Origin of the sequence: Rhodoferax bucti, assembly GCF_005876985.1 — a bacterium.
GTDB classification, from domain to species: domain Bacteria; phylum Pseudomonadota; class Gammaproteobacteria; order Burkholderiales; family Burkholderiaceae_C; genus Allorhodoferax; species Allorhodoferax bucti.
In genome coordinates, this window is sequence record NZ_VAHD01000001.1 from 282,181 (window position 1) to 305,672 (window position 23,492).

Annotated in this window: 22 protein-coding genes; 8 read left to right on the forward strand and 14 right to left on the reverse strand. The window is 62.5% G+C overall.

What is annotated here, in order from left to right; translation table 11 throughout:
- Together FDM28_RS01345 and FDM28_RS01350 are read right to left on the reverse strand one after the other, a co-directional pair.
- The gene (locus tag FDM28_RS01345) at nt 1–612 is read right to left on the reverse strand and encodes a hypothetical protein (RefSeq protein ID WP_138512282.1); all 612 of its coding nucleotides are present in this window, start codon (nt 610–612) and stop codon (nt 1–3) included.
- 3 nt (nt 613–615) lie between these two features.
- On the reverse strand, nt 616–2,475 hold the full coding sequence (locus FDM28_RS01350) for an ABCB family ABC transporter ATP-binding protein/permease (RefSeq protein WP_138512284.1): 1,860 nt from the start codon (nt 2,473–2,475) through the stop codon (nt 616–618).
- Nucleotides 2,476–2,515: 40 nt separating this feature from the next.
- On the opposite strand from FDM28_RS01350, the gene FDM28_RS01355 reads away from it, so the two are divergent.
- From FDM28_RS01355 to FDM28_RS01390, 8 genes are all read left to right on the forward strand, one after another.
- Nucleotides 2,516–2,932 (forward strand): acyl-CoA thioesterase, encoded by a 417-nt coding sequence (locus tag FDM28_RS01355; RefSeq protein WP_138512286.1) that lies wholly within the window; start codon nt 2,516–2,518, stop codon nt 2,930–2,932.
- Nucleotides 2,933–3,120: 188 nt separating this feature from the next.
- Nucleotides 3,121–4,017: a branched-chain amino acid ABC transporter permease gene (locus FDM28_RS01360; protein WP_138512288.1), complete on the forward strand. Its 897-nt coding sequence runs from the start codon at nt 3,121–3,123 to the stop codon at nt 4,015–4,017.
- The gene (locus FDM28_RS01365) at nt 4,017–5,093 is read left to right on the forward strand and encodes a branched-chain amino acid ABC transporter permease (protein ID WP_138512290.1); all 1,077 of its coding nucleotides are present in this window, start codon (nt 4,017–4,019) and stop codon (nt 5,091–5,093) included. Before FDM28_RS01360 ends, FDM28_RS01365 begins: the two co-directional genes overlap by 1 nt.
- Nucleotides 5,090–5,917 (forward strand): ABC transporter ATP-binding protein, encoded by an 828-nt coding sequence (locus FDM28_RS01370; protein WP_138512293.1) that lies wholly within the window; start codon nt 5,090–5,092, stop codon nt 5,915–5,917. Before FDM28_RS01365 ends, FDM28_RS01370 begins: the two co-directional genes overlap by 4 nt.
- Nucleotides 5,914–6,711, forward strand: a complete 798-nt coding sequence (locus FDM28_RS01375; protein WP_138512295.1) for an ABC transporter ATP-binding protein — start codon at nt 5,914–5,916, stop codon at nt 6,709–6,711. Before FDM28_RS01370 ends, FDM28_RS01375 begins: the two co-directional genes overlap by 4 nt.
- Before the next feature lie 4 nt (nt 6,712–6,715).
- Complete coding sequence (locus FDM28_RS01380; protein WP_138512297.1) at nt 6,716–8,572, forward strand: AMP-dependent synthetase/ligase; 1,857 nt, start codon at nt 6,716–6,718, stop codon at nt 8,570–8,572.
- Between the two features lie 47 nt (nt 8,573–8,619).
- Nucleotides 8,620–9,795, forward strand: coding sequence for an ABC transporter substrate-binding protein (locus FDM28_RS01385; RefSeq protein ID WP_138512299.1), 1,176 nt, complete (start codon nt 8,620–8,622; stop codon nt 9,793–9,795).
- A gap of 100 nt (nt 9,796–9,895) precedes the next feature.
- Nucleotides 9,896–10,639: a substrate-binding periplasmic protein gene (locus FDM28_RS01390; protein ID WP_170211564.1), complete on the forward strand. Its 744-nt coding sequence runs from the start codon at nt 9,896–9,898 to the stop codon at nt 10,637–10,639.
- Between the two features lie 66 nt (nt 10,640–10,705).
- On the opposite strand, the gene FDM28_RS01395 is transcribed toward FDM28_RS01390, so the two are convergent.
- The 12 genes from FDM28_RS01395 to FDM28_RS01450 form a co-directional block, all read right to left on the reverse strand.
- Nucleotides 10,706–11,203 carry a thioesterase family protein gene (locus FDM28_RS01395; RefSeq protein ID WP_138512303.1) on the reverse strand — a complete coding sequence of 166 codons (498 nt, stop codon included), beginning with the start codon at nt 11,201–11,203 and terminating at the stop codon, nt 10,706–10,708.
- Nucleotides 11,204–11,212: 9 nt separating this feature from the next.
- Nucleotides 11,213–12,415: an acyl-CoA dehydrogenase family protein gene (locus FDM28_RS01400; protein WP_138512305.1), complete on the reverse strand. Its 1,203-nt coding sequence runs from the start codon at nt 12,413–12,415 to the stop codon at nt 11,213–11,215.
- Entirely contained in the window at nt 12,412–13,296 is an 885-nt protein-coding gene (locus FDM28_RS01405) for an SDR family oxidoreductase (protein ID WP_138512307.1), read from the reverse strand. The genes FDM28_RS01400 and FDM28_RS01405 overlap by 4 nt, the downstream gene beginning before the upstream one ends.
- The gene (locus FDM28_RS01410; protein WP_138512309.1) at nt 13,296–13,943 is read right to left on the reverse strand and encodes a TetR/AcrR family transcriptional regulator; all 648 of its coding nucleotides are present in this window, start codon (nt 13,941–13,943) and stop codon (nt 13,296–13,298) included. Before FDM28_RS01410 ends, FDM28_RS01405 begins: the two co-directional genes overlap by 1 nt.
- 61 nt (nt 13,944–14,004) lie before the next feature.
- Entirely contained in the window at nt 14,005–15,135 is a 1,131-nt protein-coding gene (locus FDM28_RS01415) for an MBL fold metallo-hydrolase (RefSeq protein ID WP_240791867.1), read from the reverse strand.
- Nucleotides 15,136–15,260: 125 nt separating this feature from the next.
- The gene (locus tag FDM28_RS01420; RefSeq protein ID WP_138512313.1) at nt 15,261–16,025 is read right to left on the reverse strand and encodes an enoyl-CoA hydratase; all 765 of its coding nucleotides are present in this window, start codon (nt 16,023–16,025) and stop codon (nt 15,261–15,263) included.
- A 33-nt stretch (nt 16,026–16,058) separates the two neighbouring features.
- Nucleotides 16,059–16,865 (reverse strand): acyl-CoA thioesterase, encoded by an 807-nt coding sequence (locus FDM28_RS01425; RefSeq protein WP_138512315.1) that lies wholly within the window; start codon nt 16,863–16,865, stop codon nt 16,059–16,061.
- A 79-nt stretch (nt 16,866–16,944) separates the two neighbouring features.
- Nucleotides 16,945–18,138 (reverse strand): acetyl-CoA C-acyltransferase, encoded by a 1,194-nt coding sequence (locus FDM28_RS01430; protein WP_138512317.1) that lies wholly within the window; start codon nt 18,136–18,138, stop codon nt 16,945–16,947.
- A complete protein-coding gene (locus FDM28_RS01435; protein ID WP_138512319.1) occupies nt 18,135–18,671 on the reverse strand; it encodes a DUF4442 domain-containing protein in 537 nt (178 codons plus the stop codon). Before FDM28_RS01435 ends, FDM28_RS01430 begins: the two co-directional genes overlap by 4 nt.
- Before the next feature lie 8 nt (nt 18,672–18,679).
- Complete coding sequence (locus tag FDM28_RS01440; protein WP_138512321.1) at nt 18,680–21,103, reverse strand: 3-hydroxyacyl-CoA dehydrogenase/enoyl-CoA hydratase family protein; 2,424 nt, start codon at nt 21,101–21,103, stop codon at nt 18,680–18,682.
- A 51-nt stretch (nt 21,104–21,154) separates the two neighbouring features.
- Nucleotides 21,155–21,598: a DUF2147 domain-containing protein gene (locus FDM28_RS01445; RefSeq protein ID WP_138512323.1), complete on the reverse strand. Its 444-nt coding sequence runs from the start codon at nt 21,596–21,598 to the stop codon at nt 21,155–21,157.
- A gap of 55 nt (nt 21,599–21,653) precedes the next feature.
- Nucleotides 21,654–23,450 (reverse strand): acyl-CoA dehydrogenase C-terminal domain-containing protein, encoded by a 1,797-nt coding sequence (locus tag FDM28_RS01450; RefSeq protein WP_138512325.1) that lies wholly within the window; start codon nt 23,448–23,450, stop codon nt 21,654–21,656.
- Nucleotides 23,451–23,492 lie beyond the last annotated feature (42 nt).

A 23,492-nucleotide genomic window follows, 5' to 3' on the forward strand; every position in this document is an offset into this window, starting at 1 on the left:
TCAGCGCCCCTGCCCGCGCAGCAGGGCTTCATAGTCGGCGCGGGTGGTGGCCGACACGCTTTGCAGCACCTGGGCATAGGGCGTGTTGTGCCGGGCCAGCAAGCGGGCCGAGGCCACCGCCTTGGAGCGGCAGTACCAATGGCAGGTGTGCTGCATCAAAAACAGCTCTGCGGACAAGGTGAACGCCCGGCGCTTGGGGCTCAGGCCCGCACGGTTTTGAATAACAGCCGCGATGCCGCGCGCGTGGATAGCAAATGCCGCACGCACATCAAACCCCGCCGCCGGCCACCAACGGGCCGCAAAAGGCAGGGCCACAGGCAAGGTGCTGACCTGGGTGGCCGCCGCATCCTGCGTGGCGAACTCGGCGGCAAACGCGCTGAACTGCTCGCTCAGGGTTTGCTCCTGCACCTCCAAATAGCTCCAGACCTGGGCCTGGCGCTCCGCATCGTCCTCCCCCAAGGCGCGCAGGTAGCCGTCGGTGAGGCTTTCCATCAGTTTTTCAATGTCGTAGCGCGACAGGGCAGCGCCCAGCAAGGCGATGCGTTGGTGCTGGTCGTTGCGCTTGGCCCAAAAATACGCAGCCGCCAATGCCATCCAAATGATCAGTTCCATGGCTTATTCTCCGCTTTGCTGCAAGGCCCACATGGACGCGTAACGCCCTTGGGCCGCGAGCAATTCGGCATGGCTGCCGCGTTCGATGATGCGGCCCGCGTCCATGACCAGAATCTCATGGGCATCGACCACCGTGGAGAGGCGGTGGGCAATCACCAGGGTGGTCTTGTTGCGCGACACGCCTTGCAACTCGGCCTGGATGGCGCGCTCGTTGGCACTGTCCAGCGCGCTGGTGGCTTCGTCAAAAATCATCACGGGCGGGTTCTTCAAGAGCGTGCGGGCAATCGCCACGCGCTGCTTCTCGCCGCCACTGAGCTTGAGGCCCCGCTCGCCCACCATGGTGTCGTAAGCCTTGGGCGCTGCGGCAATGAAGGCGTGGATGTGCGCGGCCTTGGCAGCCACCTCTACCTCCGCGCGTGTGGCGCCGGGGCGGCCGTAGGCGATGTTGTATTCCACCGTGTCGTTGAACAACACCGTGTCCTGCGGCACGATGCCGATGGCTTGGCGCACGCTGCTTTGCGTGACCTGCTTGATGTCTTGCCCTGCAATGGTGATGCGGCCCTGCTGCACGTCGTAAAAACGGAACAGCAGGCGCGCCAGCGTGGATTTGCCAGAGCCGCTGGGGCCGACCACGGCGACGGTCTTGCCGGCCGGAATCTCGAAGCTGATGCCATGCAGGATGGTGCGCGCCGTGGTGCCCGCAGCCGCAGCGCTGCCGGCCGGGTCGTAGCTGAAGGTGACATTCTCAAAACGCACGGCAGCATCGGCACCGCTGGCGGCCAGTTGCAAGGGCTTGGCGCCGGGTACATCGGCAATCTCTCGCTCACGCTCCATCAGCGTGAACATCTTTTCCAGATCGGTCAGGCTCTGCTTGATCTCGCGGTAGATCACGCCCAAAAAGTTCAGCGGGATGTAGAGCTGGATCATGAAGGCGTTAACCATCACCAGATCACCCAGCGTCATGCGGCCGTCCACGACCCCCTGGGTGGCCCGCCACAGCATGGTGACGAGCGCCGTGGCAATGATGAGTTGCTGTCCGGTGTTGAGCAGGGAGAGTGTGGTCTGGCTCTTGACGGCGGCGCGGCGGTAGCGCTCCAGGTTTTCGTCGTAGCGCTGCGCCTCGAACTCTTCGTTGTTGAAGTACTTCACCGTTTCGTAGTTCAGCAGCGAATCGATGGCGCGGCTGTGGGCCGTGCTGTCCATCTCGTTCATCTTCTTGCGGAACTGGGTGCGCCACTCGGTGACCGTGACGGTGAAAGCGATGTACACCACCAGCGCAATGCCGGTGATCCACGCAAACCAGACATCAAACTTGACCGCCAGCAGCGTGAGCACCAGCGTCACCTCGATCAAGGTGGGCACGATGCTGTAGAGCGAGTAGTTGATCAGCGAATGCACACCCCGTGTGCCGCGCTCGATGTCACGCGTCATGCCCCCGGTCTGGCGCTCCAGGTGAAAGCGCAGGCTCATGGCGTGCAAGTGCCGGAACACCTGCAGGCTGATCGAGCGCGCCGCACCCTCGGTGGCCTTGGCAAACACCAATTCGCGCAGCTCGCTGAACAGCGAAGTGCACAAGCGCAAGGCGCCGTAGCCCACCAGCAGAGCCACCGGCACCACCAGCACGGCTGCGGCGCTGCCGGGCTTGATCGTCATCGCGTCCACCAGGTTTTTCAGCAGTAGCGGCACGCCCACGTTGGCGAGCTTGGCCCCCACCATGAAGGCCAGCGCGGCGATCACCCGCCACTTGTAGGCCCAGAGGTAGGGGAACAGGCGCTGCAGCGTGCCCCAATCGGAGTTGGAGGACGTGGACGCAGCAGAAGCGTGCGCAGCAGGAGCTGTAGCGGGGAGACCGGAGGGGCGCATGGGGGACAATTCAGACTAGTTTCAGTTGAGGATTGTGCCCATGTCTACCGTTTCCAGTGCTCCCCATGTCCAATTGCCCACCGACCAGGAGCTGGTGCTCAAGGTCATCCCCATGCCGGGGGACTGCAATGCCAATGGCGACATCTTCGGTGGCTGGGTGATGGCGCAGGTCGATCTGGCCGGCTCGGTACTGCCCGCGCGCTACACCCAGGGCCGCATGGCCACGGTGGCGGTGAATGAATTCATCTTCAAGCAGCCGGTGCGGGTGGGCGACATTCTGAGTTTCTTCAGCAAGGTGAGCCGCATCGGGCGCACCTCCATCACCGTGAAGGTGGAGGTGTATGCCGAGCGCTACCGCTCACAGGGGCAGTACACCAAAGTCACCGAGGCGTCACTCACCTACGTGGCCATCGACGACCAGGGCCGCCCCCGCGCCATCCCCAAAGACACTGAATAGCGCTATTGATTTAATAGCTACTCGCGCATACTCCACATGCGCCAGAGGCCTAAAAGTCTTAAAAAATGCGTAGCCTATCCCCCGCCAAACGGCAGGGGCTTTCTAGGGGTCTACGAGATCAGTGGGAACCCTATCGGCAATTGGGGAACACACCGCTATAACCGGACTGCACTACCCAAGGAGACGATGTGCAGTTCCTTCAATTGCTGATCAGCGGCGTGGCACAAGGGTGCATTTACGGCCTGATCGCGCTCGGTTTTGTATTGATCTACAAGGCCACCGAAACCGTGAGCTTCGCCCAAGGCGAGCTGATGATGCTGGGCGCCTTCGGCGGCCTGGTAGGCATGACCCTGCTGGGCATGCCCTACTGGATTGCTGTATCCAGCGCGATTTTGGGCATGGCCGTCTTCGGCGTGTTGCTGGAGCGCCTGGTGATACGCCCCATCCTGGGCCAGCCGGCGTTTTCCATCGTGATGCTCACCATCGGCATCGGCTATGTGGCGCGCGGCCTGATCACCATGATTCCCGGTATCGGCACCGACACCAACGCCTTGGCCGTGCCCTACAAGGACGAAATTCTCAAATTCGGCGGCAACGAGATGGGCATAGGCGCCCTGGTGCTCAACGTGGAGCACTTGGTCATCATCGGCGCCACCGGCGTGCTGTGTGTGCTGTTGTTTGCCCTCTTCCGTTACACCAAGCTGGGCATTGCCATGCAGGCGGCTTCGCAAAACCAGCTGGCGGCGTACTACATGGGCATTCCGGTGCAGCGGCTCAACGGTTTGGCCTGGGGCCTGGCGGCCGCGGTAGCCGCCATTGCCGGCGTGCTGCTGGCGCCCATTACCTTTGTGCACGCCAACATGGGCTTTATCGGCCTCAAGGCCTTTCCGGCCGCCGTGGTGGGGGGCTTCGGCAGCCTGCCCGGCGCCATTGTGGGCGGGCTGGTGATCGGGCTGGTGGAGTCCTTCGCCGGCTTCTACCTGCCTGATGGCTTCAAGGACACGGCCGCCTACGTGGTGGTGCTCGTGATGCTGATGGTCAAGCCCAACGGCCTGTTCGGCGAAAAATTGCGGAAGAAAGTCTGATGCGCTTTATTTTTAAGACCGATTACGCGCAGGACATCCACCTCGCCAAGCACGGTGGCCACGTGTTCTGGTACAGCGTGCTCTGCCTGCTGTTGGTGGCGGCCCCCTGGCTGCTCACCGAGTACAGCCTGGCGCAGTTGAACCTGGTGCTGATCTACGCCATTGCAGGCCTGGGGCTGATGCTGCTTGCCGGCTTTACCGGCCAGTTCTCGCTGGGGCATGCCGCCTTCCTGGGTGTTGGCGCCTATGCACAGGCTTACTTCACCAATGCCGGCGTTCCCTTTGTGGTGTCGCTGGCCCTCTCAGGCACCCTGTCAGCGCTCATGGGCATCGTCGTGGGCTTGCCAGCGCTGCGGCTCAAGGGCATTTATCTGGGTATGGCCACTTTGTCCTTCGGCTTCATCATTGAAGAAGTGTTTGCCCGCTGGGAATCGGTCACTGGCGGAAACGCGGGTAAAGCGGTCGGCGTGATCAAAATGGCTGGTTACGAACTGGGCAGCGGCCAAGGCTTCTACTTCGTCTGCCTCACGGTAACCGTGTTGTGCACGCTGGGCATTCTGAACCTGCTGCGCTCCCCGACAGGCCGGGCTTTTGTGGCCATCCGCGACTCCGAAATTTCGGCGCAGAGCATGGGCATCCATCTGGCGTACTACAAGACACTCTCGTTCTCCATCTCAGCCGCATTGGCAGGCATGGCCGGGGCCTTGTATGCCCACAACCTGCGCTTCATCTCGCCCGACCAGTTCAACCTGCTGCAGTCGATTGACCTGTTGCTGATGATTGTGATCGGCGGCCTGGGCTCGGTGCACGGGGTGTTTCTGGGTGCCATCTTCCTCATCATCCTGCCGCAGGGCATTTCGGCCGGCAAAGAATTTTTACCCGAGTTCATCGGACAGGCGCCAGGCCTCAAGAGCGTGATTTATGGCTCTGTACTGATCGCCTTCGTGCTATTTGAGCCCATGGGCCTCTATGGCCGCTGGCTCAAGGTGCGCACCTATTTGCAGATGTTCCCGTTCTACCGCAAGGGCATGTTCAAGCGGCAGAAATCCTTCCAGAAATCGGACCGGTTGAAATGAACTCCGACACACTTCTCTCGGCCAAAGACCTGAGCGTGCGCTTCGGCGGCGTGCTGGCGGTCAACAAAGTCAGCTTCGATGTCAAGCAAGGCGAGGTCTTCACCCTCATCGGGCCCAATGGCGCCGGCAAGACCACTGTGTTCAACCTGATCAGCCGCATCTATACGCCTACCACCGGCAGCATCACGTACCTGGGCCCGCAAGGCCCGCTGCAGCTCACCGAGCAGGCCCCGCAAAACGTGGCCTCCTTGGGTATTGCACGCACCTTCCAGAACATCGAACTGTTTGAGCACGCCAGCGTGCTGCACAACCTGCTGATCGGCCGCCACACACACCGCAAAACCTCCCTGTGGCAGGACCTGCTGTTCACCCCCGCCGTGCGCGAGGCCGAACTCCGGGCCCGAGAAAAAGCCGAAGAGGTGATTGAGTTCCTCGACCTACAGCACTACCGCGACTCGCTGGTCGCAGGCCTGCCCTATGGCGTGCGCAAGGTGGTAGAGATGGCGCGTGCTTTGTGCACCGAACCCAAGCTGCTGCTGCTCGACGAGCCGTCCAGCGGCTTGAATGTGGAAGAAACCGACGACATGGCTTTTTGGATCCAGGACATCAAAAACGAACTGGGCATCACGGTGCTGATGGTGGAACATGACATGAGCCTGGTCTCCAAAGTCTCGGACCGGGTACTGGCCATGAACCAGGGCGAAGTGCTGGCCATGGGCAGCCCGCGCGAAGTACAAACCGACCCTGCCGTGGTGGAAGCCTATCTGGGGTCTATTGACGATGTGTCGTCCCTGCGCCGCCAACCTTCTGGGGAGGCCGCATGAGCACCTTGCCGCCGCCCATCAGCGACCAGCCGGTGCTCAAGCTGCTCAATGTGGAGAGCTCCTACGGCCCCATCAAGGCCATCCGGGGCGTGAGCCTGCAAGTGCGTCGCGGCGAGATTGCCACCGTGTTGGGCTCCAACGGCGCAGGCAAGACCACCATTTTGAAAACCATCTCCGGCATCATCGATCCGCGCAAAGGCTCGGTGGAATTCAAGGGGCAGGACATCACAGCACGCGATCCGGCCTACATCGTGCAGGAAGGCCTGAGCCATGTGCCCGAAGGGCGCGAAGTGTTCCCTCTGCTCAGCGTGCATGACAACCTGCTCATGGGTGCCTTCACCCGCGCAGACCGCGATGGCGTCGCCAAGGATCTGGCTACCGTGTATGGCTACTTCCCCATACTGAAAGAACGCGCCGCGCAGGATGCCGGCTTGCTCTCTGGCGGACAGCAGCAAATGCTGGCGATCAGCCGTGCGCTCATGGCAGACCCCGACCTCATCCTGCTGGACGAGCCCAGCCTGGGTCTTAGCCCGAAGCTCACCAAAGAGATTTTTGAGATCGTGGTGCGCATCAACCGTGAGCGCGGCACCACCATCCTGCTGGTGGAGCAAAACGCCAACATGGCGCTCAACGCCTCGGACTACGGCTATGTGCTGGAGAACGGACGCATCGTCATGGAAGACACCTGCGCCAACTTGCGCGAGAAAGACGACATCAAAGAGTTTTACCTTGGCATGAAGGAGGACGGAGTGCGCGGGGAACGTCGTTGGAAAAAGAAGAAAACATGGAGGTAACACGATGAACGGTCTCTGGGATACCCGCGACATCCAGCCCCGCACCGACATCGCCATGACCGGCGACACAGTGCCTGCCATGTTCTGGAACGCGGTGGCCGCCCGTGGCCCCGACATCTGGCTGCGCCAGAAACACCTGGGCCTGTGGCGCAGCTGGACCTGGAACCAAACCGCCGACGCGGTGCGCGAGATCGCCGGTGGGCTGATGAGCCTGGGCTTCCAGCAAGGGCACACCGCCTCCATCCTGGCCAACACCGTAGTCGAGTGGGTGTGGGCCGACTTGGCAGTGCTTTCCGCCGGTGGGGTATCCAACGGCATTTACCCCACCGATGCCCCCAGCCAGGTGCAGTACCTGTGCGAAGACTCCGGCACCCGTGTCCTGTTTGTGGAAGACGACGAGCAGCTCGACAAGGCCCTGGAAGTGCGCGCAGAGTGCAGCGCCTTGCAACACATCATCGTGATGAACATGGACGGCCTGCGCGGGCTGGATGAGCCCGGCGTGATGGGCCTGGATGCCCTGCGTGCCCTGGGCCGCGCCTACAACGCCACCCACCCGCACGCGGTGCAGCAGCGTGTGCAGGCCTGCCGCCCCGATGATTTGGCCATCCTGGTCTACACCTCGGGCACCACCGGAAAACCCAAAGGCGCCATGCATTTGCACCGGGGGATTGTGTACACCGTGCGCGGCTTCAACACCCTGATTGCGCAAGATGCCAGCGACGAGCGCATGTGCTTTTTGCCCCTGTGCCACATTGCCGAGCGCATGGGCGGCGAGTACTTTGCGCTCTACACCGGTGCCAAGCTGAACTTTGTGGAGAACCCCGAAACCATCCCCGAGAACGTGCGCGAAATCGCGCCCACGGTGTTCACCGCCGTGCCCCGGGTGTGGGAAAAGTTTTACTCCAGCGTGATGATTGCGCTCAAGGAGTCCGGCAAGTTTCAACAGCTGGTGTACGGCTGGGGTATCGGCGTGGGCACCCGCATTGCCAACAAGGTGCTGGCCGGCGAACCGGTGGGCGCGGGCTTGAAGCTCCAGTTCAAGCTGGCACAGGCCCTGGCGCTCAACAATGTGCGCAAGCTCATCGGCATCCACCGCTCGCGCTTCCTGATCACCGGGGCCGCGCCCATCTCGCCGGACCTGGTGCGCTGGTACCTGGCGCTGGGCGTACCCATGCTGGAGGTGTGGGGCATGACCGAAACCTGCGGCGCCTCCACCGGCGTGCCCGCCCACAAAATCAAGCCCGGCTCCATTGGCCCCGCTGCAGCCTTCAACGAGGTCAAGCTGGACCCGGCCACCGGCGAGATTCTGGTGCGCGGCCAGAACGTGTTTGCCGGCTACCTCAACCTGCCCGAAAAGACGGCAGAAACCATCACCTCCGACGGCTGGCTGCACACCGGCGATGTGGGCGTGGTAGACGAGGACGGTTTCTTCCGCATCACCGACCGGATGAAGGACATCATCATCACCGCCGGTGGCAAAAACATCACGCCCAGCGAGCTCGAGAACGACCTCAAATTCTCGCCCTACATCACCGACGCAGTGGTTATCGGCGACAAACGCCCCTACCTCACGGTGATCATCATGATCGACCAGGAAAACGTCGAAAAGTTTGCCCAGGATGCCGATGTGCCCTTCAGCAACTACGCATCACTCACACGTGCCCCCGAGGTGCAAGCCCTCATCCAGGCGGAGCTGGACCGGGTGAACAAAAAGTTTGCGCGCGTCGAGCAGATCAAAAAATTCTTCCTGCTGGAAAACCAGCTCACCGCGGAAGACGAGGAACTCACCCCCACCATGAAGCTCAAACGCAAACTGGTGGAAAAGAAATACGAAGCCCGCATAGAGGCCATGTACCGATAGCAGCCCCCGCTGCCCCTTTGCAAGAAACCCAACGAGGAGACAACACCATGAAACTGCGTACCGCCATCGCTCTGGGCACCCTGGCCCTGAGCGCGACCCTTGCCAGTGCCCAACAGGGCGTGAGCAAAGACGAAATTCTGCTGGGCTCCATCCAGGACTTGTCCGGCCCGCTGGCCGGTTTCGGCAAACAGGCCCGCGCCGGCATGCTGCTGGCCGTGGATGAGGTGAACGAACAAGGCGGCATCAACGGCCGCAAGCTCAAGCTGCTGGTAGAAGACTCGGGCTACGACCCCAAGAAGGCGGTGCTCGCTGCGCAAAAACTGGTCAACCAGGACCAGATTTTCATGATGGTGGGCCACATCGGCACCGCGCAAAACATGGCGGCCATGCCGGTGCAGTTTGAGAAGAACGTGATCAACTTCTTCCCCATCACCGCCGCGCGTGAAATGTACGAGCCCTTCCACAAGCTCAAGTACTCGTTTGCCGCTCCATACTACGACCAGATGCGCCTGGCCGTGCCCAAGCTGGTGAAAGAAAAGAGCGCCAAAAAGGTCTGCACCCTGTACCAGGATGACGACTTCGGCCTCGAGGTGCTCAAGGGGGGTGAAGACGGCTTAAAGACCATCGGCATGGAATTCGCCGAGAAAACCTCTTACAAGCGCGGCGCCACCGACTTCTCGTCACAAGTGTCCAAGCTCCAGGCCAGCGGGTGCGACTTTGTGGTGCTGGGCACCATCATCCGCGAAACCATTGGCGCCATCGGCACCGCGCGCAAGCTGGGGTACAGCCCCACCTTCATCGGGTCGAGTGCGGCTTACACCGACCTGATCCACAAGATCGGTGGCAAGGCCATGGACGGGCTCTACGCCACCATGACGGTGCAAAACCCCTACACCGATGAACAGTCCCCCGGCATCCGCTTCTGGGCCAACAAGTACAAAACCAAGTTCAATGAAGACCCCACCGTGTTCTCGGTGTATGGCTACATGATCATCAACACCTTTGCCTCGGTGGCCAACAAAGCCGGCAAGAACCTCAGCACGGACAGCTACATCAAGGTCATGGACAACCTGACCATTCCCGCCGACATGTTTGGCGCACCGGTGCAAACGTTCTCGGCCACCAAGCGCCTGGGCAGCAGCGCCTCGCGCCTCTCGCAAATCAGCGATGGCAAGTGGAAGGTGATGTCGGAATATGTGAGCGACGCACCCGCGAAAAAATAAGCGCCGCCTCTATGCAAAAAGCCACGTCCGCGTGGCTTTTTTTACGCCACCCGACTTGAATGCGACATGTAAATTTGTCATAGTCATTCGCATGATGTGCATGGACCGACGCTCCGCCCTGTCTTGGGCCGCTTTGACCCCCTTGGGCTCCATGAGCCTGGCACCGCAAGCCCGTGCCGCCGCCCCGTGGGTGTTGGACGTGATTGACGTGGCGCCCTATGGCGGGCTGTCACCTACCGGTGAGGTGATGGGGGTCATGGCCGACTTTGCCCAGGCCCTCGCCAAAGCCGCCGACCGCCCGATCGAGACCCGCCTGGTGCCGATTGCCCGGGCCATTCAGGACGTGAACCGCAACGCGGCTGACCTCTCCATCATGCTGCCGGTACCCGGCTTGGCACCGGATGTGAAGGCCATTGCGCGGCTGACGCAGCTGGAAGTGGAAGTGCTGCCTCGCAAAGGCGTGGTGATGGACAGCAAAGCCTCGCTGCGCGGCCTACGCATTGCCAGCCTGAGTGCAGGCGCCGGCTACAGCATGATTGCCGACCTGGACGGCGTGATCCACCAGCGCACTAACACCCTCACCTCGATGATGCAGCTGCTGCGCAGCGGGCGGGTCGATGGGGTGGCTAGTGTGCGCCAGTCGCTGCGCTACGGTATGCGAGAAGAAGGCATGCGCGCCAGCGAATTCGGCACGCCCTATGTGCTGGGCCTGCTGGACTTGACGCTGTGGGGCTCGCCCGCCTTGCTGGATGCCGACCGCGCCGCCCTGGCCGATGCAGCCGGCAAAGTCACCCGCACCGGCGTAGCCGCCCGCATTGTGGCCAAACACACCGCCACCGTCTAGTTCAGCATCAAATCGCCTTCTAGCGCTCGCACAACAAGCGCGAGCAGCTATAAATTCAATAGCACTTCAAGACACGATGTAAGCCGCAGACCCGGTGGACAGCAGCTTGCTATCCGCTCCCAAAAACTCCATGCGAGTAGACGCCACGCGCGAGCCCAAGCGCATCACCTCGGCATGCAGCTCGAACTGCTCGCCGATGCCCGGGCGCAGGTAATCAATCCGCAAATCGATGGTGCCCAACTTGGCAAAGCGGTGCAGGCGCTGCGAGGGCGCCTCGTCCATGTGGCGCGCACCAATGGCAGCCATCACCGCCAAGCCACCCATGGCGTCCAGCCCCGCGCTGATCACGCCGCCATGGATGCGGTTGTAAGCGTAGTGCCCTACCAACTCGGGGCGCATGGCAATGCGGGCCGTGACTTTGGCCGGCGTGATGGACGTAATCTTCAAACCCAGCACCTGGTTGAACACAATGCTGGTCTCAAAGATGCGGGTCAGCCCTTCGATGAACTCCGGTTCAAACACGAGGGGCGCTGCCGCGTCTGCAGTGGGGGTAGTTTTAGGCATGCTGCATTCTCACAGGCCGAGCTGACGGCTTGCCAACTCTTTCATGATTTCCTCGGCACCGCCGCCGATCATCATCACCTTCACTTCGCGGTAAATGCGCTCGCAGGCCGTGCCACGCATAAAGCCCATGCCACCCAGAATCTGTACGCCCTGGTCGGCACAGAACTGCATGGTCTGGGTCGCATGGTTTTTGAGCAGGCACACCTGCGCCACCCACTCGGCCCCCTTGGCAGACCTGTCACCGCGGTCACCAGCGTCCGCCCGCGCGGCCACCGCATGCAGCCAGGCGCGGGTGGACTCGATGCGCATCTTCATGTCCATGAACTTGTGGCGGATCACCTGGTGGTCAATCAGCGCAGTGCCAAAGGTTTTGCGCTGCTGGGCCCAACTCAAGGCTTCGTCGTAACAGCACTCCGCGAAGCCCAGCGCCATGGCCGCCATGGACAGGCGCTCGCCATTGAAGTTGGTGAGGATGATCTTGAAGCCGGCCCCCTCCTCGCCCACGAGGTGGGTGGCCGGCACCCGCACGCCATCAAAGCGCAGCTGCGCGGTGTCTGAGCACAGCCAGCCCATTTTTTTCAGCGGGCTGCGCGACAGGCCGGGCGCATCGCCAGGCACCATGAGCATGGAGATGCCCATGGGGCCTTTGTTCTTCAGGTCAGTCCGTACCGCCACCGTGATCCAGTCGGCGCGCATGCCGGAAGTGATGAAGGTTTTTTCCCCATCCACCACGTACTCGTCGCCCTCCAGGCGGGCCGTGGTTTTGAGTGCCGATACATCGGTGCCACCACCGGGCTCGGTAATCGCCAGCGCGGCAATCTTGCGGCCGGCCAGCACATCGGGCACCACTAGCTGCTGCAAGGCCACAGAGCCATGGCGCAGCACCGGAGGCAAGCCGATGTTGAGGCTGAACAGACTGGCCATCAGGCCGCCACTGCCCCCGCTGCGCGCGAGCGCAATCGTGAGCGCGTTGCGCAATGCCCAAGGGGCCGGTGTGCCACCCAAGTGCTCCGGGTAACCCAGCCCCAGCCACCCCAGATCGGCGGCGCGCGGGTACAAGCTGCGGGGGAACTCGCCCGCCTCTTCCCAGTCCGCCAAATGCGGGGCTACCTCGGTCTGAATAAAGCGGCGTGCCGCGCCTTCCACGGCAGCCACATCCTCCGGCCCGAAGTCATGGGTCAACTCTTGCGCCGACTCAGGGAGCGCGCTCATGGCTGAAACACCTTGGGCGTGCTGGCGCGGTGAAAGCCGTTGAAAGGCGTGATGGCATCGCGGGCTTGCGCCTTGTCGTCCGCCACGCGCATCGGCCAGCCCATGCGCACTTGGGGACGCGCGCCATCAATGCGCAAGGTGGTGCCGCTGATGAACGCCGCCGCAGGGCTCAGCAAAAACACAATGCCAGCCGCGGTTTCGGCCTCGGTGCCGAAGCGGCCCAAGGGCACGGTCTTGGCCATTTCGCGCAACATGGGTGCCATCTCGGGCGGGTAGTGGTCCATGCCGCTGGAAGCAATGTAGCCCGGCGCTACGGCATTCACCCGCACACCGCGGCCGCCCCACTCCACTGCCGCCGTCTCGGTGAAGCTCACCATGCCGGCCCGCGCCGCGCCGCTGTGGCCCATGCCGGGCATGGAACCCCACATGTCGGCCACGATGTTGACGATGGCGCCACCGTGCCGGCTCATGCTCAGGCTGAAGCACTCGCGCGCCATCAAGAAGCCGCCGGTCAGGTTGGTGTTGATGACCGCCTCCCAGCCCTTGGCGCTGATGGCTTCCAGCGGCGTCATGTACTGGCCGCCGGCGTTGTTCACCAGGCCGTCAATGCGGCCGTGCTGCGCCACGATGGCAGCCACGCAGGCCTTTACGGCGTCTTCATTGCGGATGTCGCACACATGCGGACTGGCCTTGCCGCCATCCTCTGCAATCTCGGCGACCACCTTGTCCAACTTCTCGAGCTTACGGCCGATGAGCGCCACGGTGGCGCCCAAGGCCGCCAGCTCATGGGCGGTGCAGCGGCCGATGCCGGAGCCGCCTCCGGTAATCACCACCACTTTGCCGGCAAACAAGCCGGGCGCGAAGACAGAACCGTAATGCATCACACCTCCTGAATGAACATGGCGACGGCGTGTTCGCCGAGCGCTTCTACCGTGGACCCTTTGGCGGGGTCGAACCATTGCACCGACCAGTTGAGCGCGCCCAGAATCAGCAGGCGCGCCACGCCCACCGGCGCCTTGAGCTGGCCGCTGTCCTGCAGGGCTTGCAGCACCGGCATCCACAGGGCCTCGTAGTCGGCAATCAGTTTGTGCAGCACCTTGCGCTGCGGGCGCTGCAAGGAGCGCCACTCGTACAGCATGACCGGCACAAAGTCGTTGCCGGGCCCGAGCAGAACCTCAAAGTGCGCATGGACGAGGCGGCGTAGTTTGTCGGCCGGACTCAGTGCGGCATAGGCCGCGTCACCCAGCACCCGCTGCTGGTTGGCCAGCGCCGAATGCATGCCCGCTTCCATGACGGCGAACAAGAGCGCGTCTTTGCTTTTGAAGTGGTAGAACGGCGAGCCGCTTTGCATGCCAGCCGCGTTGGCAATGTCGCGGGTGGTGGTCGCGGCGAACCCTTGGCGGCGGAAGAGCTGGGCTGCGGCCTTGAGCAGCTCGTGGCGGCGGTTGCCGTCATCACGTTCGTCTTCGGTTTTGCGGGGGCGGCCGCGCGGGCGTTTGGCCTCGGGCGGTGGAGTGTCAGGAATCATGCCCACACCTTACCAAAGCCGAATATTTATAGCAAGCAAATGCTTGGCATAAATAAGCCTCTTAAGGGTTTGCGTGAGGGCGGGCCGGCACCGCGCGGGTTTCACCCACGGCCATGACAGAAAAGTGAGGCTCCGGCACCTGATGCGCGCGCCGCGCCAGGGCCAGGTCGATAGGCGGCTGGTCTAGCGGCTCATCCGTCAGCGCGAACGTGCCCCAGTGCATGCCCACACTGCGCTTGGCACCCAGGTCCAGATGCATTTGCACGGCTTCGTCCGGGTTGATGTGCTGCTCGCGCATGAACCAGCGCGGCGCATAGGCCCCGATACGCAAGAGGGCGATGTCAAAACCACCTCCCAGTGCCTCAGTCTGGCGCGTGGCCAGGCGCAGGCGGGTGTCGGCAAAGTCTTTGCTGTAGCCCGTGTCGCCGCCGAAGTACCAGTGCAAATCCCGCCCCAACACGGCCCAGCCGCCCCACAAGGTGGTGCTGCGGTCGGCCACGCCGCGAGCCGACCAGTGTTGCACGGGCGTAAGCACAAAGTCCACGCCGCGCACCGTGTGCTGCTGCCACCAATCCAGCTCCACCACGCTGTCGACTCCCAGCGCCGTGAACCAGGGCTTAAGCCCCAGGGGCACCAAAAACAAGGTGCGCCCGCCCTCTGCCACGGCCTTCTGGTGCAGGGCGACGATGCTGGCGCGGTCCAGGTGGTCGTAATGGTTGTGCGAGATGATGACCACGTCCACCGGCGGCAGGGCCTCCAGCGCCACGCCGGGCGCCACCACCCGCCGGGGACCGAAGAGCTGCACCGGCGAGGCACGCTCGCTGAAGATGGGGTCGGTCAGCACATTGAGTCCACCGGCCTGCATCAGCAGGCTGGCGTGTCCGATCCAAGTCAAAGCCGGCGCCGAGACCGACTGCCCCGCCTGGCTGTCGGCAGGCGTGCGTTGGTAGGCCTGCAGACGTGCCAAATCGGGGGCCACCCGCGGCGTGGGCGTCTGGGCCGGCTTGGGCAAGCCTTCTCGCCACGACTCCCACTGCCAGCGCACCAGGTCGGTAAAAGGCTTGTTCACCTCACCCACGTAGTGGTTGCGAAAGCCGTCCGGCGTGTGGTGCGGCTTGCTGGGGTCGTAGTAGGGGTTGGCTGCCGCCAGTATCGGGGCGCAAATCGCTATCAAAACAATAGCTACTCGCACATACCTCACGAGCGCTAGAGGCCTATTTGGCATCAAAAATGATCCTTAAACCTTGCTGAAGTCGGGTTTGCGCTTTTAGCGAAAACGCAGGCTCGCACTTCGTGCGCATCCTTCGGATACCGCCTTCAGACTTTGCTGAAGTCGGGTTTGCGCTTTTCCATGAACGCCGTGAAGGCTTCCTGAGCGGCCGGCTCACCGAGCATGCGGCCGAAGCTCACGGCTTCTTCATCGATGCGGGCCAGCACCTGCTCCATCTGCCCTTTTTTGAGCAAACGCTTGGTTTCCACCAGGGAGGCCAGCGGCTTGGCTGCCAGCTTGCGGGCTTGCGTCTGGGCAATGCCGTTGGCCTCGGTGGGCGGCACGATGCGGTTGGCAAGGCCCACTTCTAGCGCGGCTTCAGCCATGAAGGGCTCACCCAGGAGCAAGGCCTCGGCAGCGCGGTGGTAGCCCATCATCTGGGGCACTAGCAGGCTGGAGGCGGCTTCGGGGCACAGGCCCAGGTTCACGAAGGGCATGGAGAAGGCCGCGTTGTCGCCGGCATAGACCAGGTCGCAGTGGAAAAGCATGGTGCTGCCAATGCCCACCGCCGGGCCGCACACGGCGGCAATGAGTGGCTTGGGGAAGGCCGCCAGCGCCCGCAAAAAGCGGAACACCGGCGCGTCCTGCGCCTTGGGCGGAGCGCCCAAAAAGTCGCCGATGTCGTTGCCGGCGCTGAACACAGTGGCATCGCCCTGGAACACCACCACACGCACCGCCGCGTCGTCGCGCGCTGCATTCAACGCATCGGCGCAGGCGGCATACATGGCCTGGGTGAAGGAGTTTTTCTTTTCCACCCGGTTCAGGGTGATGGTGGTGACACCGGCGTCGGTGTGGATCAGGATGTCTTGCATGGTCGCTCGCTCAAATGGGAATGCGTGATTGGATCACTGTTTGTAATAGACGATTTGGTGCGTGGTTACCAGCAGCACGCCCGCCTCGTTCCAGAGCTGGCTGCTCTGGTCAAAAAAACCGTTGCGAAACGCCTGGGCCTGGGCCTGCCCCAGCAAGTAGCCGGCGCCCGTCGCTGCCAGCTGCTCCGCGCTGGCGTGGAAGTACACCGTGAGCGACACGGTGCCCACTGGCACGTGGGTGGCCCGGCGGATGAACACGCGGGGGAAAAAGATGTCAGAGATGCAGGCCAGGGAGGCAAAGTCCAGCGGGCGCGGCGGGTTATCGCGCACCCAGATTTGCGAGAGGCTGCTGTGGCCCGTGCCGTCCCACACGGCCGGCAACTGGCCGGTCACGGGGCGCTGCTCATACCGCTTCACAAACTCCATGGGCGCCACCACCTGCGGCAGCGGCACCTCGGCAGGCGGCGGGCACAGGGGCATGGGCTCTTCGTCCACACCCCAGGTTTCGCGGCGCACGGCCGTCACTGCGGTGCCGGTCATGACAATCGCATCGCCCTGCTGGATCTCAATGGTCCAGTGCTGGGTCGACCGGTTGGTGCGGGCCGCACGCGCCATGACGGTGAAGGGGCCGTCGGCCAGCGCCGCGCAAAAATTTACCGTCAGTGACACCGGGTCGCCCAATCGCTCGGGGTGCTGCAGCACTCCGTTCAGGGCTTGTGCCGCCGTGATGCCGCCAAACGGCCCCACCATATTGGCGTAGGCCGGGTGGGTGTGGCCTGTGCAACTGCCATCGGGCTGCGCCTGCAGCGCAATGGCTTCATCAAAAACGTGGGTACTCATTCAAGCGATCTCCAGATGGCTGCGGAGCATACCGCCCCATGCAAAAGGCCACCCGAAGGTGGCCTTGGTGTGACGCGCTTTAGACGCGTTCAAAGATGCCGGCAGCGCCCTGCCCGGTGCCTACGCACATGGTGACCATGCCGTACTTCAGGTTATGGCGGCGCATGGCGTGCACCACGGTGGCTGCACGGATGGCACCGGTAGCGCCGAGCGGGTGACCCAGCGCAATCGCGCCACCCATGGGGTTGACCTTGGACGGGTCCAGACCCAGGGTGTTGATCACGGCCAGCGACTGGGCGGCAAACGCTTCGTTCAGCTCGAACCAGTCGATGTCGGAGTGCTGCAGACCGGCGTAGCGCAGGGCGGCAGGGATGGCTTCAATGGGGCCGATACCCATGATTTCGGGTGGCACGCCACGGGCCGCAAAGCTCACAAAACGGGCCAAGGGGGTCAGGCCGAACTGCTTGACGGCTTTTTCGCTGGCCAGAATCAAAGCGCCTGCGCCATCGCTGGTCTGCGAGCTATTACCGGCAGTCACGCTGCCGCGAGCAGCGAACACGGGCTTGAGCTTGGCCAGGCCTTCGATGGAGGTATCTGGGCGTGGGCCTTCGTCGAGGTTCACGGTGCGAGTGCGGGTGGACACTTCGCCGGTTGCCAGGTTGGGAGTGCGCTCGATCACATCGATGGGCGTGATCTCGTCGGTGAACTCGCCGGCTTGCTGGGCCTTGATGGCACGCAAGTGGGATTCAAGGGCGAAGGCGTCTTGCATTTCGCGTGTCACCTTCCACTGCTGGGCGACCTTTTCTGCGGTCAGACCCATGCCGTAGGCGATGCCGACGTTTTCGTCGCGGGCAAACACTTCGGGGTTGAACGAGGGCTTGCCGCCGCCCATGGGCACCATGCTCATGGACTCGGCACCACCGGCGATCAGCACATCGGCCTCGCCCACACGGATGCGGTCCGCTGCCATCTGGATAGCGGAGATGCCGGAGGCACAGAAGCGGTTGACGGTGATACCGCCCACGGGGTGGTCAAACGCCAGACCCACGGCCACGCGGGCCATGTTCATGCCCTGCTCGCCCTCGGGGAAAGAGCAGCCGATGATGGCGTCTTCAATCGCCTTGGGGTCCAGGGTGGGGACTTGCAACATGGCGCTGCGCAGGGCAGACACCAGCAACTCGTCAGGGCGGGTGTTGCGGAAATAGCCGCGGCCGGAACGCCCGATGGGCGTACGCGTGGCGGCAACGATGTAAGCGTCTTGGACTTGTTTCATGAGGAAACTCCTTTATTTTTCGGGGTGGGTATCCACGCCCAGATGAATTCACATTGAATGGGCTGTTCGCCCGATTCGTCGCTGACCAGTACCGGCACGCTGACCTCGCCCTTGTCGCTTTGCTGCATGAGCTGGCGCTGCGCATCCGACAAGGTGGCCACTGCGCGCATGGCGCCCTGGGCACGTCGTTTGAAGTCGATGCGCATGGTCTTAGCCAGGGGCAGGCAGTCGTCCCGCACATTCATGCCCACCACCATGCCGGTAGCCGTTTCAGCCAGCAATGCCATGGCAGCGGCATGCACACCCTGAATGTGGTTTTGCACGCGGCGCGCATTGGCCACGGCAATCTCCACACGTTCAGACGCCATGTGCGCAAAGTCCAGACCTGCGGTGCCGGTGAACGGCACTGCACGACCCATGACCTTGTTGCGCAGCCAGGGGCGCAGGACCGCAGGCACGCGGTCCAGCTTGGCGACCGAGCGTGCCAAGCGGTTGGGCCGGGCAGTCAATGCGTGGGCAGCGAGCGTCGTCATGGCGCCAATCAGTTACGCACCGGCTTGCCGGTGGACATCATGCCCATGATGCGTTCTTGCGTCTTGGGGTGGGTCAGCAGGCTGCAGAAGGCCTTGCGTTCCATGGCCATGAGGTATTCCTCCGTTACCAGGGTGCCGGCATCCACTTGGCCGCCACACACCACCTCTGCAATCAGCAAACCGATGTGGAAATCGTGCGCGCTGATGAAGCCGCCGTCGCGCATGTTGACCAGCTGGGCACGGATGGTGGCAATGCCACTGCGGCCAGCCACGGGGAAGCTGCGCTTGTGCGGTGCACGGTAGCCGGAGGTGTACAAAGCCTTGGCCTCGTTGATGGCCACAAACAAGAGCTCGTCTTTATGGGCCACCACCACGTCGCTCTCCAGCAGGTAGCCCAGCTTGCGGCTTTCGAGCGCGCTGGTGCCCACCTTGGCCATGGCCGCCGCGGTGAAGCCTTCGGTCAGGAAAGGCAGCACGTCCTTGGAGGTGGACAGCGCCATGTTTTCAGCCGCACGGCGCGCGATGTAGGTCAGGCCGCCAGCGCCGGGCACCAGGCCCACGCCGACTTCCACCAAACCGATGTAGCTTTCCATCGCCGCCACGCGCTTGCTGGAGTAGACCGCCAGTTCGCAACCACCACCCAGCGCCAAACCGCGGATGGCGGAAATGACGGGCACGTTGGAGTAACGCAGTTTGAGCATGGCGTTTTGCAGCTCGGCTTCTGCGCCTTCGATGGCTTTGGCGCCACCGATCATGAAGGCGGGCATCATGCCTTGCAGGTCGGCACCAGCAGAGAACATCTCGTCCGGCGACCAGATGACCAAGCCCTGGTATTCCTTCTCGGCCAGCTCCTGGGCTTGCAACAGGCCTTCGATCACACCGCCACCGATGGCATGCATCTTGGTCTTGATGCTGGCAATCAGCACTCGGCTACCGGAGGGGCCATCCTGGTCCGTGTCCAGCGTCCACAGGCGGATGGACTCGTCTTCAAACACCGTCTTGCCAGCGGTCTCGGCCTTGGGCGCGTTGGAACCCAACACGCTCTCGGGGAAGTGCTGGCGCTCGTACACGGGCAGCTTGCGCACCGGTACAAAGGTGCCTGTGGTGGGGTTCCAGGAGCCTGCAGCGGTGTGTACGCCACCGGCGTCGGCCACCGGGCCTTTGAACACCCACTCGGGCAGCGGCGCTTTGCACAGGGCTTTGCCGGCGTCGATGTCTTCCTGAACCATCTTCGCCACTTCGAGCCAGCCGGCTTCTTGCCAGAGCTCAAACGGGCCTTGCTTCATGCCGAAGCCCCAGCGCATGCAGAAGTCCACATCGCGGGCGTTGTCGGCGATGGACGCCAGGTGAATGGCGGCGTAGTGGAAGCTGTTGCGCAGGATAGCCCACAGGAACTGACCCTGCTTGCCTTCGGCATTGCGCAAGAGACGCAGGCGCTCTGCGGCTGGCTTCTTGAGCATGCGGGCGTAGACCTCGTCGGCCTTTTCGCCGCCGGCCACGTATTCCTTGCTTTCGCCATCGAAGCGCAGCACATCGCGGCCGACTTTCTTGAAGAAGCCGGCTTTGGACTTCTGACCCAGGTTGCCCATCTCCAACAGGGTCTTCAGCACCACGGGGGTGGCAAAGCTCTCGTAGAAGGGATCAGTTTCGATGCTGAGTGTGTCCTGCAACGTCTTGATGACGTGGGCCATGGTGTCCAGGCCGACCACGTCCGCAGTGCGGAAGGTGCCGGAGGATGCGCGGCCCAGCTTCTTGCCGGTCAGGTCATCGACCACGTCGTAGGTCAGGCCGAAGTTTTCCACTTCCTTCATGGTCGTCAACATGCCGGCGATGCCGACGCGGTTGGCAATGAAGTTGGGGGAGTCTTTGGCACGCACCACGCCCTTGCCCAAAGCGCTGGTCACGAAGCCTTCGAGCGCATCGAGGTAGTGGGCTTCGGTGGTGGGGGTGTTGATCAACTCCACCAGCGCCATGTAGCGGGGCGGGTTGAAGAAGTGGATACCGCAAAAGCGGGGCTTGATTTCTTCCGGCAGCGCTTCCGACAATTTGGTGATCGACAAGCCCGAGGTGTTGGACGCAACAATCGTGTTGGCACCAATGAAGGGGGCGATCTTTTTGTAGAGGTCCAGCTTCCAGTCCATGCGCTCTGCAATGGCCTCGATGATGAGGTCGCACTCGCGCAGCTGCTCCAGATGCTCTTCGTAGTTGGCCTGACCGATCAAGCCAGCATCGTCCACGACACCCAGGGGCGCGGGCTTGAGCTTCTTGAGGTTGTCGATGGCTTTGGTGACGATGCCATTCTTGGGGCCTTCTTTGGCGGGCAAATCGAACAGCACCACAGGCACTTTGACGTTGACGAGGTGGGCGGCAATTTGCGCACCCATCACGCCTGCGCCGAGCACGGCGACTTTTTTCACTTGAAATTTGGACATGGCCATTCTTTAGCTGGAGGGCCGCCCTGGAGCGGCCCGTGGTTCATGGGGTTACTGGACGCGAATCCAGGTCTGCGTGCGACCGAACAAGGGCGCGCCAACGTAGCCGCGCACTTCGAGCTTTTTGCCACCTTCGATCGGGGTGAGCTGCACTTTGTAGACCTTGCCGGTGGAGGGTTCGACGATGGTGCCGCCGTCCCACAGGTTGTCGCGGGTGTCGGACTTTTTGAGGCCGCGCATCAGTTCCAGACCGGCGATGGGCTGGTCTTTGCGGTCGTCCTTGCACTCCACACACTTGTCATCCGGCTTGGACTTGGGGTCCAGCACTTTTTCGATCTTTCCGCTCACCACACCCGCGGTCTCCACGATGCGGATTTCGGACTTGGCGCTGCCGTCCTTGTCGTCGATGGTTTTCCACAAGCCCACAGGGTTCATTTGAGCCATGGCTGCCGAGGTGCAGCAGGCCAATGCGATTGCCAGAGTCGTACGCAACATGGTTGTCTCCTTGAGTGCGATGATGAAAGGGTCGAAACAGACTAACGCGGAATCGTTACGCCAATGCGGCGTCGGTGTCCATCAACACCTTGGAGCCGGTACGGGCCGTGCGCATCAGGGTCGCGGTCTCGGGGAAGAGCTTGGCGAAGTAGAAGCGTGCGGTTTGCAGCTTGGCGGTGTAGAAGGGATCGGTGTTGCCGGCCGCAATTTCACGCAAGGCCACCTGGGCCATGCGGGCGAAGAAGTAGCCGAACACCAGGTGGCCGGCGACGCGCAGGTAGTCCACCGCAGCAGCGCCCACCTCATCCGGGTTCTGGAAGCCCTTGAAGCCGATTTCGGTGGTGAACTTGGTCATCTGGTCGCCCAGAATCGCTACCGGGGTGATGAACTCGGACATCTTCTCGTTCACGCCCTCTTCTTCCACCAGCTTGCCGATGAGCTTGCCGAATTTCTTGAGCGTGGCGCCGTTGTTGCCCAGCACCTTGCGGCCCAGCAAGTCCAGCGACTGGATGGTGTTGGTGCCTTCGTAGATCATGTTGATGCGGTTGTCGCGCACAAACTGCTCCATGCCCCATTCCTTGATGAAGCCGTGACCGCCGAAGACCTGCATGCAGGCATTGGTGGCGATGTGGCCGTTGTCGGTCAGGAAAGCCTTGGCAATCGGGGTCAGCAAGGCGAGCATTTCGCCTGCGTCTTTGCGCACCTTTTCATCGGGGTGGTTGTGTTCTTTTTCCAGCAGCATGGAGCAGTAGACCTGCAGCGCACGGCCGCCATCGGCGTAGGCGCGTGCGGTCATCAGCATCTTGCGCACATCGGGGTGCACGATGATGGGGTCAGCGGCCTTGTCCTTGGCTTTGGTGCCGGAGAGGCTGCGCATCTGGATGCGGTCTTTGGCGTAAGCCAGTGCGTTCTGGAAAGCGACTTCGGTCAGGCCCAAAGACTGGTTGCCCACGCCCAGACGTGCGGCGTTCATCATCACGAACATGCCTTGCATGCCCTTGTGGGGTTGGCCGACCATGGTGCCCACGGCGCCGTCCAACACCATCTGGCAAGTGGCGTTGCCGTGGATGCCCATCTTGTGCTCCAAACCACCGCAGTAAATGCCGTTGCGCTCACCGAGCGAACCATCCGCATTCACCAGGACCTTGGGCACAATGAACAGGCTGATGCCCTTGATGCCGGGAGGCGCATCGGGCAAGCGGGCCAACACCAGGTGAATGATGTTGTCGGTCATGTCGTGTTCACCGGCGCTGATGAAAATCTTGTTGCCGGTGATCTTGTAGGTGCCGTCCGCCTGGGGTTCGGCCTTGGTGCGCATCAGGCCCAAGTCGGTACCGCAATGGGGTTCGGTCAGGCACATGGAGCCGGTCCACTCGCCGCTGGTCATCTTGGGCAGGTAGGTGGCCTTTTGCTCGGGCGTGCCGTGGGTTTCCAGCGCGGCGTAAGCGCCGTGGGTCAGGCCGGGGTACATGGTCCAGGCCTGGTTGGCGCTGTTAAGCATTTCGTAAAACATGCCGTTGACCACATAGGGCAGGCCCTGACCGCCAAACTCGGGGTCGCAGGCCAGAGCGGCCCAACCACCGTCGATGTACTGGCGATAGGCTTCTTTGAAGCCCTTGGGGGTGGTGACCTGGTGGGTGGCTTGGTCGATGGTGCAGCCCTCTTCGTCGCCGCTGATGTTCAAGGGAAACGCCACTTCGGCCGCGAACTTGCCGCCCTCTTCCAGCACGGCGTTGATGGTGTCCACATCGATGTCAGCGTGCTTGGGAATTTGCTTCAAGTCATCCGCGACCTTGAGCACTTCGTGCATCACAAACTGCATGTCGCGCAAGGGAGGGGTGTAAGTAGGCATGGGGAGTTCTCCTGAATAACGGGGGTGATAGTGGGGTAGAGG

Bases quoted from the DNA above. Each gene is read 5' to 3' on its own strand.
- FDM28_RS01345 (WP_138512282.1), bottom strand. From the start codon at position 612: ATGGAACTGATCATTTGGATGGCATTGGCGGCTGCGTATTTTTGGGCC.
- FDM28_RS01350 (WP_138512284.1), bottom strand. From the start codon at position 2,475: ATGCGCCCCTCCGGTCTCCCCGCTACAGCTCCTGCTGCGCACGCTTCT.
- FDM28_RS01355 (WP_138512286.1), top strand. From the start codon at position 2,516: ATGTCTACCGTTTCCAGTGCTCCCCATGTCCAATTGCCCACCGACCAG.
- FDM28_RS01365 (WP_138512290.1), top strand. From the start codon at position 4,017: ATGCGCTTTATTTTTAAGACCGATTACGCGCAGGACATCCACCTCGCC.
- FDM28_RS01370 (WP_138512293.1), top strand. From the start codon at position 5,090: ATGAACTCCGACACACTTCTCTCGGCCAAAGACCTGAGCGTGCGCTTC.
- FDM28_RS01375 (WP_138512295.1), top strand. From the start codon at position 5,914: ATGAGCACCTTGCCGCCGCCCATCAGCGACCAGCCGGTGCTCAAGCTG.
- FDM28_RS01380 (WP_138512297.1), top strand. From the start codon at position 6,716: ATGAACGGTCTCTGGGATACCCGCGACATCCAGCCCCGCACCGACATC.
- FDM28_RS01385 (WP_138512299.1), top strand. From the start codon at position 8,620: ATGAAACTGCGTACCGCCATCGCTCTGGGCACCCTGGCCCTGAGCGCG.
- FDM28_RS01390 (WP_170211564.1), top strand. From the start codon at position 9,896: ATGGACCGACGCTCCGCCCTGTCTTGGGCCGCTTTGACCCCCTTGGGC.
- FDM28_RS01395 (WP_138512303.1), bottom strand. From the start codon at position 11,203: ATGCCTAAAACTACCCCCACTGCAGACGCGGCAGCGCCCCTCGTGTTT.
- FDM28_RS01400 (WP_138512305.1), bottom strand. From the start codon at position 12,415: ATGAGCGCGCTCCCTGAGTCGGCGCAAGAGTTGACCCATGACTTCGGG.
- FDM28_RS01405 (WP_138512307.1), bottom strand. From the start codon at position 13,296: ATGCATTACGGTTCTGTCTTCGCGCCCGGCTTGTTTGCCGGCAAAGTG.
- FDM28_RS01410 (WP_138512309.1), bottom strand. From the start codon at position 13,943: ATGATTCCTGACACTCCACCGCCCGAGGCCAAACGCCCGCGCGGCCGC.
- FDM28_RS01420 (WP_138512313.1), bottom strand. From the start codon at position 16,025: ATGCAAGACATCCTGATCCACACCGACGCCGGTGTCACCACCATCACC.
- FDM28_RS01425 (WP_138512315.1), bottom strand. From the start codon at position 16,865: ATGAGTACCCACGTTTTTGATGAAGCCATTGCGCTGCAGGCGCAGCCC.
- FDM28_RS01430 (WP_138512317.1), bottom strand. From the start codon at position 18,138: ATGAAACAAGTCCAAGACGCTTACATCGTTGCCGCCACGCGTACGCCC.
- FDM28_RS01435 (WP_138512319.1), bottom strand. From the start codon at position 18,671: ATGACGACGCTCGCTGCCCACGCATTGACTGCCCGGCCCAACCGCTTG.
- FDM28_RS01440 (WP_138512321.1), bottom strand. From the start codon at position 21,103: ATGTCCAAATTTCAAGTGAAAAAAGTCGCCGTGCTCGGCGCAGGCGTG.
- FDM28_RS01445 (WP_138512323.1), bottom strand. From the start codon at position 21,598: ATGTTGCGTACGACTCTGGCAATCGCATTGGCCTGCTGCACCTCGGCA.
- FDM28_RS01450 (WP_138512325.1), bottom strand. From the start codon at position 23,450: ATGCCTACTTACACCCCTCCCTTGCGCGACATGCAGTTTGTGATGCAC.